Origin of the sequence: Cellulomonas sp. NTE-D12 (assembly GCF_027923705.1) — a bacterium.
GTDB lineage: Bacteria > Actinomycetota > Actinomycetes > Actinomycetales > Cellulomonadaceae > Cellulomonas.
This window is the reverse complement of record NZ_AP026442.1, coordinates 1,734,275-1,746,678: the sequence shown is the minus strand read 5'-3', so window position 1 is coordinate 1,746,678 and position 12,404 is coordinate 1,734,275. Positions and strand designations below refer to the sequence as shown.

General features: G+C 68.9%; 15 protein-coding genes and 1 pseudogene. 8 read left to right on the top strand and 8 right to left on the bottom strand.

Annotated features, from left to right (window positions below; translation table 11 throughout):
- Position 1 precedes the first annotated feature (1 nt).
- From QMF98_RS08030 to QMF98_RS08020, 3 genes are all read left to right on the top strand, one after another.
- Positions 2–475 (top strand): SRPBCC family protein, encoded by a 474-nt coding sequence (locus QMF98_RS08030; RefSeq protein ID WP_337975451.1) that lies wholly within the window; start codon positions 2–4, stop codon positions 473–475.
- On the top strand, positions 475–921 hold the full coding sequence (locus tag QMF98_RS08025; RefSeq protein ID WP_337975450.1) for an SRPBCC family protein: 447 nt from the start codon (positions 475–477) through the stop codon (positions 919–921). The genes QMF98_RS08030 and QMF98_RS08025 overlap by 1 nt, the downstream gene beginning before the upstream one ends.
- Before the next feature lie 707 nt (positions 922–1,628).
- The gene (locus tag QMF98_RS08020; RefSeq protein WP_337975449.1) at positions 1,629–2,066 is read left to right on the top strand and encodes an SRPBCC family protein; all 438 of its coding nucleotides are present in this window, start codon (positions 1,629–1,631) and stop codon (positions 2,064–2,066) included.
- A 156-nt stretch (positions 2,067–2,222) separates the two neighbouring features.
- On the opposite strand, the gene QMF98_RS08015 is transcribed toward QMF98_RS08020, so the two are convergent.
- The gene (locus QMF98_RS08015) at positions 2,223–2,639 is read right to left on the bottom strand and encodes a heavy metal-responsive transcriptional regulator (RefSeq protein ID WP_337975448.1); all 417 of its coding nucleotides are present in this window, start codon (positions 2,637–2,639) and stop codon (positions 2,223–2,225) included.
- A gap of 56 nt (positions 2,640–2,695) precedes the next feature.
- Here QMF98_RS08015 and QMF98_RS08010 point away from each other — a divergent pair, with 56 nt between their 5' ends.
- Positions 2,696–2,995 (top strand): thioredoxin family protein, encoded by a 300-nt coding sequence (locus tag QMF98_RS08010; protein ID WP_337975447.1) that lies wholly within the window; start codon positions 2,696–2,698, stop codon positions 2,993–2,995.
- Positions 2,996–3,262: 267 nt separating this feature from the next.
- Here the strand turns inward: QMF98_RS08010 and QMF98_RS08005 are convergent, their stop codons facing one another.
- Positions 3,263–4,318: a ScyD/ScyE family protein gene (locus QMF98_RS08005; RefSeq protein WP_337975446.1), complete on the bottom strand. Its 1,056-nt coding sequence runs from the start codon at positions 4,316–4,318 to the stop codon at positions 3,263–3,265.
- A gap of 499 nt (positions 4,319–4,817) precedes the next feature.
- On the opposite strand from QMF98_RS08005, the gene QMF98_RS08000 reads away from it, so the two are divergent.
- Positions 4,818–5,033, top strand: a complete 216-nt coding sequence (locus QMF98_RS08000) for a three-helix bundle dimerization domain-containing protein (RefSeq protein WP_337975445.1) — start codon at positions 4,818–4,820, stop codon at positions 5,031–5,033.
- 779 nt (positions 5,034–5,812) lie between these two features.
- Here QMF98_RS08000 and QMF98_RS07995 read toward each other — a convergent pair.
- Genes QMF98_RS07995 through QMF98_RS07985 form a run of 3 tightly spaced genes read right to left on the bottom strand, consistent with a single transcriptional unit; the run spans position 5,813 to position 7,085 of the window.
- Positions 5,813–6,100, bottom strand: a complete 288-nt coding sequence (locus QMF98_RS07995) for a HigA family addiction module antitoxin (RefSeq protein ID WP_337975577.1) — start codon at positions 6,098–6,100, stop codon at positions 5,813–5,815.
- Positions 6,101–6,116: 16 nt separating this feature from the next.
- Complete coding sequence (locus QMF98_RS07990) at positions 6,117–6,395, bottom strand: type II toxin-antitoxin system RelE/ParE family toxin (protein ID WP_337975444.1); 279 nt, start codon at positions 6,393–6,395, stop codon at positions 6,117–6,119.
- A 57-nt stretch (positions 6,396–6,452) separates the two neighbouring features.
- The gene (locus QMF98_RS07985) at positions 6,453–7,085 is read right to left on the bottom strand and encodes a nuclease-related domain-containing protein (RefSeq protein WP_337975443.1); all 633 of its coding nucleotides are present in this window, start codon (positions 7,083–7,085) and stop codon (positions 6,453–6,455) included.
- 457 nt (positions 7,086–7,542) lie between these two features.
- Here QMF98_RS07985 and QMF98_RS07980 point away from each other — a divergent pair, with 457 nt between their 5' ends.
- On the top strand, positions 7,543–8,268 hold the full coding sequence (locus QMF98_RS07980) for a hypothetical protein (protein WP_337975442.1): 726 nt from the start codon (positions 7,543–7,545) through the stop codon (positions 8,266–8,268).
- 55 nt (positions 8,269–8,323) lie between these two features.
- Positions 8,324–8,635: a hypothetical protein gene (locus QMF98_RS07975; protein ID WP_337975441.1), complete on the top strand. Its 312-nt coding sequence runs from the start codon at positions 8,324–8,326 to the stop codon at positions 8,633–8,635.
- A gap of 104 nt (positions 8,636–8,739) precedes the next feature.
- Here the strand turns inward: QMF98_RS07975 and QMF98_RS07970 are convergent, their stop codons facing one another.
- A complete protein-coding gene (locus QMF98_RS07970) occupies positions 8,740–9,132 on the bottom strand; it encodes a toll/interleukin-1 receptor domain-containing protein (protein ID WP_337975576.1) in 393 nt (130 codons plus the stop codon).
- A gap of 75 nt (positions 9,133–9,207) precedes the next feature.
- Here QMF98_RS07970 and QMF98_RS07965 point away from each other — a divergent pair.
- Positions 9,208–10,367, top strand: a protein-coding gene (locus tag QMF98_RS07965) for an IS3 family transposase (RefSeq protein ID WP_337974643.1) whose coding sequence is annotated in 2 segments (ribosomal slippage) — positions 9,208–9,486 and positions 9,489–10,367 — 1,158 coding nt in all. Because the reading frame shifts where the segments join, the coding sequence is not laid out codon by codon here.
- Between the two features lie 609 nt (positions 10,368–10,976).
- Here the strand turns inward: QMF98_RS07965 and QMF98_RS07960 are convergent.
- Together QMF98_RS07960 and QMF98_RS17015 are read right to left on the bottom strand one after the other, a co-directional pair.
- Complete coding sequence (locus QMF98_RS07960; RefSeq protein WP_337975440.1) at positions 10,977–11,915, bottom strand: tyrosine-type recombinase/integrase; 939 nt, start codon at positions 11,913–11,915, stop codon at positions 10,977–10,979.
- Positions 11,916–11,969: 54 nt separating this feature from the next.
- Positions 11,970–12,125, bottom strand: a pseudogene (locus tag QMF98_RS17015) (site-specific integrase); the annotation flags it as partial.
- Positions 12,126–12,404 lie beyond the last annotated feature (279 nt).

Sequence of the window (12,404 nt, the reverse complement as noted above, 5' to 3'; positions counted from 1 at the left end):
CGTGAGCGCGACGGTGTTGCGGTCGGTGATCGTCCCCCTGGTTCCCGCCGAGGCGTTCGTGCTCTTCACCGAGCGGCTGGGTGACTTCAAACCACCCGAGCACAACATGCTCCCGGAGCCGATCGCCGAGACCGTGCTCGAGCCGCGAGTAGGCGGCGCCATAGTCGACCGGGGCATCCACGGGAGCGAGTGCCGGTGGGCTCGGGTGCTCGTCTTCGATCCCCCGGACCGCCTGGTGTTCACGTGGGACATCGGGCCCACCTGGCAGGTGGAGACCGACCTCGAGCGAGTCAGTGAGGTGGAGGTGCGCTTCATCGCCGCGGGTGATGCGGCTACTCGGGTGGAGGTCGAGCACCGCCACCTCGACCGACACGGGCTCGGATGGAAGGCGGTGCACGACGGGATCGCCGACGAGCAGGGCTGGCGCCTCTACCTGGACCGGTTCGCACTCCTGGCCGGGGAGGCGACGCACTGATGACGCCCGTCGTGGTCACGATCGAGGTCGCCCGGCCCGCCGGTCGGGTGTTCGACTACGCGACTGACCCCCGCACGTTCGTCGAGTGGCAAGAGGGGGTGGTGGAAGGTCACCTTGAAATGTCGCATCCCGCCGCGGTTGGCGAGCGCTGCGTAACCGTCCGCCGGATCGGTTTCGCCAACCGCGCGAGCACGTCCGAGTTCACGGTGGTCGAACCGCCGCACCGCTGGAGCATCCGGGGCTTGGACGGCCCGATCCGGGCACGCGTCGATGTACGCGTCGAGTCGCTGACCGATCAGCGCTCACGGCTGACGATCGCGGTCGACTTCGAGGGCCACGGCATCGGGCGACTGCTCGTGCCCTTGGTGGTCGTGCCACAAGCACGCCGGGAGATGCCGGCCAACCTGAATGAGCTGCGGCGTCGGCTCGAGGCTGAGGCACAGTAGGCGCTTGGGTAGCAGGGCAGCCTCTCGACCTGCCCGTACGCAGGTGCGCCGAGTCACGTTGGCAACTCTCGCGGAACTTGCGGGCAGCCGCGCCGAAACCGCCGGGGACCATCGGCCCTGCACCGCCGAGACCTCGGTCATGAGGTGGGGACGCGTGCCGCGACGCCGCGGTACGCGCAGAGCCTCCCGAGGGTCACTGCTCTGATCCGAGGGCGGTGCGCCCGTCGTCGAAGGTGTCGGCATCGTGACGCACGTGCGTGGCAGCATCGTGAGGCCCGCGCGTGGCCCCATGGCGACCGGCCGATCGACCGACCGGCCGGTCGAGGAGGTCTTCGACCTCCTCGCGGACGACCGCAACGAACCCCCCACAAGCCAGGTCATCAGGCACGTCGACAAGCGCGGACCGACGGGTCCGCAGGCGCCAGCACCCGCTACGGCGCGACGGTCGTCTCGATGGCCGGACCGTCGACACCGGGCCAGCTCGACGCCACCGCCGGCGCGCCCTGACTGCCGCCTCTTGCTGAGCCAACGCCGTCGTCGTGCAATGTGTGGCTCGCTCCGCCCGCTTCCCCGCGACACGGTCGCGGAGTTGTCGTCGCTGCTGGGCGCCGACTCACCGCCAGCTCGGGAAGCCGCGTCGGGAGCGACAGAATCAGCACACGCTGGCCAACTGCCGCGCACCGACGAGTTGAGCGAGGAGCGACATCATGAGCAAGCAGGTGACAGCCTCGGCCCACGTGGTCATCGAGCGCCCGATCGCCGACGTCTTCGCGTTCTTCGCGGATGCGGAGCACGACCCGCTCTGGAGATCTGGCGTGGTGTCCATCAAGCGGTCCGGGGGGCTCGGCCTCGGTACTCGCTACGAGCAGACGGTCTCCGGTCCCGGCGGACGGTCGATCTCGGCGAACATCGAAGTCACGGGGTTCGAGCCGGATCGGCTCCTCACCTTCGTGACGACCTCGGGGCCGGTGCGTCCACACGGGAGCTATCAGTTCGACGTCGTCCCGAACGGAACTGAGGTCAGGTTCACGCTGGCCGCCGAGCTGTCCGGGATCAAGGCCTTGGCCATGGCGGGCGCGGTCCAGCGCACCATGAGCGCCGAGGTGGGGGCACTCCACAGGGCCAAGGCCTACCTCGAGAGCTAAGGGCAAGTCCTGCGCGTTGACGCGGCGCTCCGGCAACGGGCTGCGCCGTGATCGCATCGCTCAGGTCGCCCCGCGGTAGCAGCTTCGTGGGGCCGTCGGCGGCACGGTCCGCCATCGGGATGCTGAGGCGTCGACTTCTTCGCTGGACGCCAACAGTCAGGCAGGCGCCGGCGATCCAGCTACGGAAAGGATGTGGCAGATATCGGCGTCGCTGCAGTCGCCGGGGTCGAGCCGTCGGCTCCGCTCGCGGAGCTGATCGAGCTCGTGCTGTAGAGCGGTGAGCTCGGCGATGCGCCGGCGGACGTCGGCCGCCCGCTCCTCGATGAGCTGGGCGACGTGGGCGCACGGTGCCTGGCCGTGATCACGCAGGTCCAGGATGCTGTGGATCTGGACGAGGCTCAGGCCGGCGGACTGTCCCGCGCGGATGAACCTGACCCGGGCCGCTGCCGAGGCGTCGTAGCTGCGGTACCCGTTGGCCGCACGTGCGGGCGCCGGCAGCAGTCCCCGGCGCTCGTAGAAGCGGATGGTCTGGCTCGGCACGCCGACGCGGTCGGCGAGCTCTCCGATCAGCACCAGCCCACCATAGGCCCTTGACGTTGTACCGCGGATCAAGGTCTAGCGTCCCCGACGTGGACGTCACCTTGTTGTACTTCGACGACTGCCCCCACTGGAAGCTCGCGGACCGCCGCCTGGTGGAGCTCGCCTCGGAAGGGCTCGACATCACGGTGACCAGGCGCGAGGTGCACAGCGCCGAAGAGGCCGAGCGACTCGGTTTCCATGGATCCCCGAGCATCCTGCTCGACGGCGTCGACCTCTTCCCCGCGCCTCGCGCCGTCGTGGGCTTGACCTGTCGCGTCTACAGCACCCCGGACGGCCTGGCGGGCGCGCCCACACTCGACCAGCTGCGTGCGGTGCTCGCATGCGCGTGACCGACCGACGGCCCCGTCGTGGGGGCCGGGGTCCGTGCGTCGTGGCGCGCCCGCTGAAGGGACTGCGGAGACGGGCGAGGACTGCGGCCTGCTCGTGATCCGCGCCGGCGTGGCGGCTATGACGGGGAGCCGGCACGTTCGCGCCACCGGGCCGACGCCTTTGCGAGAACCGTGCCACGTCAGCTCGGCGCCCATGCTCACGCGGAGGGCCGGGACGGCGACGCGCTGCCCGCCATCCCGGCCCTGACGCGCTCCGGGAACCCCGTGTCAGAAGCTCAAGCGCATGACTGCGCCGCTGCCTGCTGTCGGGTCTGCGGAGCCGACCGTGACGTACATCGCCCCGTCTGGCCCCTGGGCGATCCCGCCGGGCAGCGGGAGGCTGCCGGTGCCGAAGCGGGTCTGCTGGGTCGGGTGACCCAACGGGATGCGGACCACGTCCCCGGGTGCGCCCGAGGTGTTCGGCGCGAACATCTCCGTGGCCCAGAAGCTGCCCGACCGGTCGAACGTGCAGGCCGTCACCGTGGTGAGGCCGGAGGCCCAGACCGCGGGAGCTGTGGGGAAGCTCGCGTTCGGGTCGACCCGCCACACGTGCGACCGGCCGGGGCCGCCCGGCACGAACAGGTTGTAGACCAGGTCGAGGGTGCCGACGTACAGCATCCCGTCCGGGCCCATGGCAGCGCAGGTGGGCGTCGAGTCCGCGACCGGGTCGTTCGGGATGTAGGAGACCACCCGGGTGGTGCCGTCCCGCATGACCTCACTGACGGTGTTGGCGCCGGCGTCGACGACGAAGGTGCGGATCGTGTCGCTGCCCGGTGACCGGGTGACAAGCACGCCGTACGGGTTGGAGTCGGGGAAGTCGTTCGGGGCCAGGTCGTGGTGGTCGCCGGTCCAGGCGTACTGCTGGTCGCCCACGTCGGACAGCGTCGAGGCTGTTCCCGTCGCGCCGTCGAGGCGGTACAGGCGACCGGCCGTCGTGACGCCCGCCATCCCCCTGGCCGCCAGGCCGTCGGTGGACTCGTTGGAGATGACCTGCACCTGGCAGCCGTTGCGCGCACCGTTGCTGTGCTTCATGCAGCCGTTGCCCAGCGCGCTGATCCCCCCGACGCCGAGCACCTCCGGACCGTGCTCAGCATCGCTGAGCGTGGTGAACCCGGTGCTCCACAGCGTGCTGAACGTGCCCGCCGCGTACTTGGTCACCGCGCCTGTGTGCGTCAGTGCAGTCGGGGACCACGCCCCCGCCTGCGCGACGTACAGCGACCCCAGGCCGTCGAACGTCAGGCCACGGGGCGAGCTGAGCCCGCTCACCACCGGGGTGATCGTCACCGAATCGGCTGATGCCGAAGGTACCGTCAGACCGATGACACCGAGCACCGCGACACCTGCTGCCGCGGCCGACCTCAACAACGCACGACGCCTCATTGCGCCTCCCAGGGACGGCGGCTCGCCACGCGGGCGGACCGCGGGGATGGAGCCGGTCGCCTGCGACGAGGGACCTTGCGCGCCGTCGTCGGCACACCGGTGAACCGGGACGTTAGTCCTAGGCACATGGCGCGACAAGGGATCTGGACTAAACGGCATAAAGAGGGCGCGTCGGGCGCTGTCGGCGTGCAACGGGTCGCCGCGGGTGTGAGCACGGCGGGGGCGATCTCGGCGACGGATGCGCCGCTCCGCGGACCTGCCCCGGAAGGAGAGGCCAGTGGCATGAGCACGCTCCGCGCGGGGCGCCGGCGACGGAGGTGAAGCCGGCCGCGTTGTGGCTCTCTCCCGGGCTGCGCCGACCGGGGACCTTGACCGCGCACCCGCCGACGCGGACAGTCGGTTGATGGCCACTGAAGCCAAGGCTGCTCACACGCTGGACGAGGTCGTGGAACGAGTAGCCGCCAGACATCCCGAGGTGGACCGGCTTCGCGTTCGGGAGCGGGTCGGCCACCACATCGCCCATTTCGAGGATGCACGGGTTCGCGATTTCGTCCCGCTCCTGGTCGAGCACCGGGTCCTCGACGAACTTCGCGGCGCGCATCGGCCAACGATCGAGTAGCCGGTCCGGCTGCCGCCGGGCAGGGCGACGTCGACGGTCAGTCCACGCCAGCGCGGGCAGAGCCGGAACGAATTGTCATCGACCCTGTCCGGTCGCGTCCGCCGGTGTCCGCCGTGGGGCCTGACCTGCACAGACGGAAATCGATGGACGCTAATGGACCACTCTCGTGGGTCACTGGTTCGATCCCAGCATCGCCCACCAGCATCACCGCAGGTCACGGGCCATTCTGGACTCGTCCGGAACGGCCTTTCGGCCACTCATGGGACGAGATGTAGCAACGCGTGTAGCAACGCGGTTCGCGTCCCTCGCCCAACGGCCGTGTTCTTCCCGACTTCCCTTCCTGCAGTACCGGACGTAGTCCACCAGCCGGGAGGTGTCGGCGCGGGGGTCGGCTCGCACAGGAGGAGATCGATCCAGCGGATAGCCGACACTCACCGGCGGACGGCAACCGAAGGAGGCATCACGGTTGCGCCGCGGGCGACCGAGAGGACGCGAGCATCGCAGAGATGCAAGAAGAGTGCTGCGGATAGAGGGGATGTGGAGGTAGGAGGAGGGTCGGGCGGAGTGGAGAGGTGAGGGGCGAGGGGCGAGGTGGAAGAGGGGGCGGAGGTGAGGGTGATGGTGGGAGAGGAGGGTGATGGTGGGAGTTGAGGGGGTCATGGTGGGACGGATGGTGATGGCCGGAGTCCCCCCGAGCAGCGGCACACACACACAGAGAGAGAGAGAGAGAGAGAGAGACGGGTCGATCACCAGTCTCCGTCGCTCGCGGGCCGTACGCCTCAGGCGACGTCGCTGAGGCGGCGAACCTTAGGTGCCCCTGCCGCGCGTTCGGCGGCCAGGTCGTAGGCCGACTGCATCGCCAGCCACGCGCGGGCGGTCCCCACGCCGGCCTCCTCGAGCCGGACCGCGAGGTTGGGGCTGATCCGGGCGTGCCCGTGCAGCACCCTGCTCAGCGCAACCCGCGAGATCCCCAGCCGCGACGCGGCTTCACCGACGGGCAGCCCGAGATCGGCGAGCACGTCCTCCCGCAGCAGCTCGCCCGGGTGCACCGGAGTCTTCATCACCATCACACTCACTCCCCGTTCAGTGGTAGTCCTGGTAGTCCACAAGCTCGACATCGGTCTCGACGAACCGGAACGTGACCCGCCAGTTCCCGTTGACCCAGATCGACCACTGCCCCGCCAGATCGCCTTTCAGCGCGTGCGTGCGGAACGACGGGATCGCCAGGTCCGCGGGACTCTGCGCCACGTCCAGAGCCGACAGGATGCGCAGCAGCTTCGGCACGTGAGCCGCCTGCACCCCACGCTTCGAGCTGTCCACGTAGAGCCGCTCCAGCCCCTTGTGCTCGAAGCTCACGATCACTACACGAGCGTATCGCGTAGCGCTACGCGATACAACGCCGGAGCCGTGCCGAGCGCACTAACGCTTGTGTCGGCCCGGTCTGAGCCCCGCCACGACGGCCTCGTAGTTGCGGATCGGCTGGCCGCGCTGGGTACGGAGGCGGTCGGCGAGGTATTTGCCCTGCACGACGCCGACGCCGTCGAGCAGCTTGCCGCCGTTTGCGACGGGCCCCCACCAGACGATGACCGGCTGGACCCAGAGCTTCTGCCCGCATCGTGCCTGCACCTGCCGTGACAAGGCGCTGGCTTCCGCTCGAGCGCGCCGCAGGGTGTGCTCGACGTCGAGGGTCACGTCCTCGTCGTACTCGTGTCGCCCGATGAGCCGGCCGGCGTCCGTCTCCTCCAACCGGTAGCTCGACCACTTCGAGTTCAGGCAGAAGACCCCGTTGGGGCCGAGTACCACGTGGTCGAAGTTCCCGCTCCCGTTCACCAGATCGTGCAGGACGATCCACCCGTCGCGCTCGAGCGGACGCAGCACCTTGGCGGTCTCTTCCTCGCCGTACGCGCCGGCCTGCCAGTTGGCGATGGCGACCGGCGGGGACTGCCTCATCACCAGGATCGTCGCGACCAGGCCACCGGCCACCGCCGATGTCGACCAGGACTGGTCTCCTGGGTACAGCCGCATGAGCGCCCAGAAGATCAGCCAGAACACGACCGCGGCGCCGTAGACGGCCCACCACGTGCGCCGGTGCCGGCGCAGCCACGTCTTGCGCTGCTGCTCGTACCGCCGGCGCGCACGACCTCCCGCCCGCCGCCGGTTCTGGAATCTCGCCCAACGTTCGCGTGCTGCCCCCCTCACGATGACGTCATCGGCGCGAGCGACATCGCGGCTGAGTCTCGCTGCCGACATCGCTCCGTCTGGCGCGTCCCCGAGGCACGACCACCCTCCGGTCTCGACAGCAGGCAAGATCTCAGGGCCTGGCAATCGAACTCGGCGTTCGTCCAAGCTCGCGGCGCCGAGGACCGGGTGATCGACAGCCGCATCACACCCATCGACGGCGCTATCACCGTCGCAGGTGAGAGGCGCGAGGATCGCGCCGACCATCACGCCTCTCCAAGCGCCGAAGTAGTGGCCAAAGCGCGCGCCAGTGCGTCACTCGAGGAGCAGCATGAAGTCCATGCACTTCGCCGCCAGCTCGGCACCCGACGCCGATCCCGAGTCGCGAGCCGCGCACGAGGCGTTCCTGATGCGGCTTCGACGCCCGGAGAACGAGATCGGATCGGCCGTCCCCGTCTCGGTGGTGCTGGTGCGGACGGATGACGTTGCGGTCGCAATCACCAGCGTCACCGCCTTCACCACTGGCGTGGCCCTCACCGTGGCGGTCCGCATGCGGGTCCCGCCAGCGGGGCTTGACCGCCCAGGTGACCTGTACCGGCTCGTGAGCCTCTACCCCCAGCCGGACGTTCCGCTAGATCGCCGGCTCCTCTTCGGAGTGGAGTACGCCGACGGCCGGGCAGCCACGAACCTGAGCGACGACTTCGGATCGCCTGCACCAAGCGCCGACGAACCCATGCTGGCGCCCACGGGCGGCGGCGGCGACGAGTTCAGCGTCGACCACGCCTACTTCCTGTCCCCCGTTCCGCCCGACGGGCCGCTCGCCTTCGTCTGTTCCTGGCCCGTGTGCGGCATCCCGGAGACCAGGCACGTCGTCGAGCACCTCGAGCTGACGACTGCCAGCGCAAGGTCGACGATCCTGTGGCCCAGGCAACCGGCCATCGACGCCCCGCCCCCGCCGCCGAAGCGCGAGCTTCCGACTACGGGCTGGTTCGCCCAGGCAGCCCGCCCCGTGGACATCGAGTCCGGTGATCCGTCGAAGGAAGTCCCACAGACCTGAAGGGGATCGGCGCGCGAGCTGACGCTGTGCCGCGCGCGAGGACAGAGAAGGCACGATGCGCCCACAGCACGTTTCGACGGCCTACCGGCACGGCACACCGTTGAGGTCATGGACCGACGAACCGCCAGAGATCGCCTCCAGCGCGGCCGAGCTCGCCATCAAGGCGAGCGACTCCATCGACGCCATCCGCAAGCTCCTCCGCAAGGAGCCTGCGACCCTCGAAGAACAGGTCTCACTGGGGCGGCTCAACTCCCACTGCTTCCTCATGGGATACGAGCCGATGGTGCTGCTCTACGACTACCCCCGAATCGACCCGGCAATCCCGCCGCTCCTCGAGCAGTACTCCAAGCACTTCCGGGCTTCCTGATCGCCTCGAGAGCGCGCGACTGGGGTCGGCCGGCCGTCGCTCTCGAGACGGTCTCGGCGGTCCGGCGGGCGGCTTGCCGCCTCCTTGTGCCGCTCCTGCACCAACTAGTCGAGCAGCACCGTATCCGCGATCTTCGCGGCGACTTCTTCCAGCGACGACTCTCCCGTGCTCAGGCCCGACCGCGCCGCGAGCAAAGGGCTCACGTCCCGCAGCGCCTCGAACGTGGTGCCGTGGGCAACCGGGATCACGCGATCGGTGGCGAGGAGTGCGGAGAGTTCCTTGTCTGCTATTCCTTCCGCGTTCAGGCTCTTGAGCAGCGAGGGCGTCACGAGCACGACTCCGGCGCGAGAGTTCTTCAGCCCTCTATCAATCTGCCGCAGGAGCGAGGTCCCCAAGGGGACGTCTCTCTCACTGAACCACACCTTGACCTCAAGACGCTCAAGGTGGTTGTAGAAATCCAGGGCGGCACCCTGTCGGTCATCCCAAGCGTGGCACAGGAAGAGGGGTCTGCTGCACGGATAGGTGACACCTGACCTGTGGGGACGAGGGTCCCCGCTGGAAGGATGTGCACCGTGCCCAGGCCCTATCCGATGGAGTTCCGCCGGGACGTCGTGGCGGTTGCCCGACGCGGTGAGGCTCCGCTCAAGCAGGTCGCGGCCGACTTCGGGATCGCCGAGTCGTGTCTGCGCAACTGGCTGCGTGATGCCGATGTCGAGGACGGCAACCGTCCGGGCGTGACCCGGTCGGAGTCGACCGAGCTGCGCGAGGCCAACCGTCGCATCCGTCTTCTGGAGCAGGAGAACGAGGTGCTGCGCCGCGCGGCGGCGTACTTGTCCCAGGCGAATCTGCCGGGAAAAGGCTCTACCCGCTCGTGAGTGAGCTCGCCGTCGACGGGGTGCCCGTCGCGGTGACGTGTCGGGTTCTCAAGCTCGCCAGGCAGCCGTACTACCGCTGGCTTGCCGCACCCGTGACCTCTCGTGAGCTCGAGCAGGCGCATCTGGCCAACACCCTGTTCGACGCCCACCTCGACGACCCGGAGTTCGGTCACCGACTCCTGGCCGACGAGGCGGCCCGGGCCGGGATGGTCGCCTGCGACCGCACGGTGTGGCGGATCTGCTCGAGCAATGGCTGGTGGTCCGTGTTCGGAAAGAAGCGTTCCCGAGGCGGCAAGAAGGCCGGCCCGCCGGCCCACGACGACCTCGTGCTGCGCCAGTTCCGAGCCGACGGGCCGAACCGGCTATGGCTGTGGGACATCACCGAGCACCCCACCGCCGAGGGCAAGATCTACCTCTGCGCGATCAAGGACGTGTTCTCCAACCGGATCGTGGGGTACTCGATCAGTGATCGCATGACCTCCCAGATCGCGGTGAATGCACTGGTCAGCGCCGTGCAGCGGCGACGCGACGTCGCTGGGTGCGTGGTGCACTCGGACCGAGGCAGCCAGTTTCGAAGCCGGAAGGTGGCCCGCGTCCTGGCTCACCACGACCTGGTCGGCTCGATGGGCCAGGTCGCCTCTGCTGGCGACAACGCCGCCATGGAGAGCTTCTTCTCGCTGCTGCAGAAGAACGTCCTGAACCGGCGTCGCTGGGCCACCCGCCAGGACCTGCGCATCGCGATCATCACCTGGATCGAAAGGACCTACCACCGCCGCCGACGCCAACAAAGGCTCGGGCGCCTGACACCCATCGAGTTCGAGACCATCATGAACACTCAGGTCGCACTCGCCGCCTGAGACCCGCTGTCACCTATCCGTGCAGCAGACCCGAGATCGCGGCGATCGGTGTCCGTCTTGGCAATGCGCACAACCTGCTCGTGCACGGGGTTGAGCGTCTTGTAATCGGTAGCCGAGTAGGTGACCATCAGTCGACGCGACCGGCTCGAACTACTACGTCCGCTCCGACCAGATGACCGACTGGCGTAACTTGGGTACGTCCGGGGCTGCGCCGGCGCGTAGACGGTCGACGGCGTGTAAGCGGTGCGGGGCGGGTAGTAGCCAGCCCCGTAGCCCCCGTAACGGCCGCCATGGACGGGGCAGTTGGCGGCACCGCTTGCGGTGCGGTGACCTTCCCGGGGTGCTGTGCACTGTGCCACGAGCCCCACCGTACGGCCGCCCACCGACATTGCCCGAAGGTGTCGGGAACGCCAAGTGTGTCTGCCGCCAGAGCCGCCCGCTATGCGGGCACGAACTCTAGTGACCATGGGCCAAAGTCCCACAACTCGTCGAGAGTGCGAACGTCAGCGTGGACGATCTGGTGGCACGTTGGGGGCGCTCCATGGTCGGCTGGGAAGTAGTCCGTGTACCGCCTGTCGACCGGTGACCAACGACCGGTTCTGGCGCACTTCAGCCGCCGTGGACGGCGGAGAGCGCGTCAGCCGCCGCCAACCTCGAGAGCGCATCGGCCAACGCACGGTCTCGCACTTCCGTCGCGTGCTGGTAGAGCATCACGGTCGATGGGGTGGAGTGCCCCGCCCGAGCCTGCAGCTCGGCGATCGTCGCTCCGGACTGCGCGGCCAGCGTCAGGCCGGTGTGCCGGAGCCAGTGGAACCGGAACGTCGGCGGCAGTGACGTCCGGCCTACCGCCCGCTTGAGGTAGTACGAGAAGGTCACCGGGTTCATCTGCCGGACGCCGCCCGGTTCCGCCGGGAACAGAAGGGCGCTCGGCTCGGCCGCGGTGTGCCGCGCCAGGTGGTCGGTGATGGCCGACGCGATGTGCGGCGGCACCGAGACCACTCGTACGCCGGCCGCTGTCTTGGGTGGGCCCACGTGAGGCTCGCCGTTGGCCCACGTGACGCCACGGGTCACGGCCACCCGCTCCGGTGTGATGTCACCGCGGCGCAGCTCGAGAACCTCCCCGTTCCGCAGCTGGCACCAAGCGCCGAGCAGCACGGCGAGCGCCAGACGCTCGGGCACGTGCGCGGCGAGCTCGACGACCTGCGCCGGGGTGGCGACGGTGGTCGGGGTCGCGGGCACCGATCGCCCGGCCCCGCGGATCCGGCACGGGTTCCTCTGCAGCAGCCCGTCGTCGACGGCGGTGGTCAGGATGGTGCGCAGCACCGCGTACGTCCGCGCTCGCGACGTCGGCCGGTTCGGCAGCATCGACCGGTACCAGGTGAGGATGATCTCCGGTGTCAGGGCCGACAACCTCCGGTCCCCCAGCGTCGGATACACCTGGTGCTCGAGCAGGTGCTGGTACCCGCGCCTCGTCGACACCCGCAAGGGCTGCCCGGACGCGCTGCGCCTCTCGTCCAGCCAGCCGCTGGCGTACTCGCGGAACGTCATGCGAGAAGCCTCTGCCCGCGGTTCGATGACCTTGTCCACGACGGCCGTGTGCTGCCGAGAGAGCCAGACCTGCGCCTCCCTCTTGGTCTCGAACGTCACCGGTGCGTTGACCCACACTTGTGGGATCGATCCTGGGACGGTGTACCTGGCACGCCATCGTGTCGAGGGCAGCTGCACGATCTGACCGAAGCCGCTTCGACGAGTTGCCATAATCCCACTCCAGCCATTCATGTCACTTTCGTGTCATAGCCAGAGTACGCGCGCATCAACTCAGCGTCACTAGCGCCCGGAGCGTCGTCGCAGGTCAGCGGTCATATTTCCGCTCACTTCCGCTCCATTCCGAACCGTTCAAAATGCGGGAATAGGGCTTCGAATCCCACTCGGGGCACCCACTGACCTGCAGTGATACGTCCGCGTGGAAGACACGTGGAAGAACGTTCGCAGAGGCGGCCCGTTTGCGCGCCCTGGGCGTGGTGGCTCACCGGACGG

What these genes read in the sequence shown, in the direction of transcription:
- QMF98_RS07980 (WP_337975442.1), top strand. Translation starts at nt 7,543, where the DNA reads ATGAAGTCCATGCACTTCGCCGCCAGCTCGGCACCCGACGCCGATCCC.
- QMF98_RS07960 (WP_337975440.1), bottom strand. Translation starts at nt 11,915, where the DNA reads ATGACGTTCCGCGAGTACGCCAGCGGCTGGCTGGACGAGAGGCGCAGC.
- QMF98_RS07975 (WP_337975441.1), top strand. Translation starts at nt 8,324, where the DNA reads ATGCGCCCACAGCACGTTTCGACGGCCTACCGGCACGGCACACCGTTG.
- QMF98_RS08025 (WP_337975450.1), top strand. Translation starts at nt 475, where the DNA reads ATGACGCCCGTCGTGGTCACGATCGAGGTCGCCCGGCCCGCCGGTCGG.
- QMF98_RS08000 (WP_337975445.1), top strand. Translation starts at nt 4,818, where the DNA reads ATGGCCACTGAAGCCAAGGCTGCTCACACGCTGGACGAGGTCGTGGAA.
- QMF98_RS07995 (WP_337975577.1), bottom strand. Translation starts at nt 6,100, where the DNA reads ATGGTGATGAAGACTCCGGTGCACCCGGGCGAGCTGCTGCGGGAGGAC.
- QMF98_RS08020 (WP_337975449.1), top strand. Translation starts at nt 1,629, where the DNA reads ATGAGCAAGCAGGTGACAGCCTCGGCCCACGTGGTCATCGAGCGCCCG.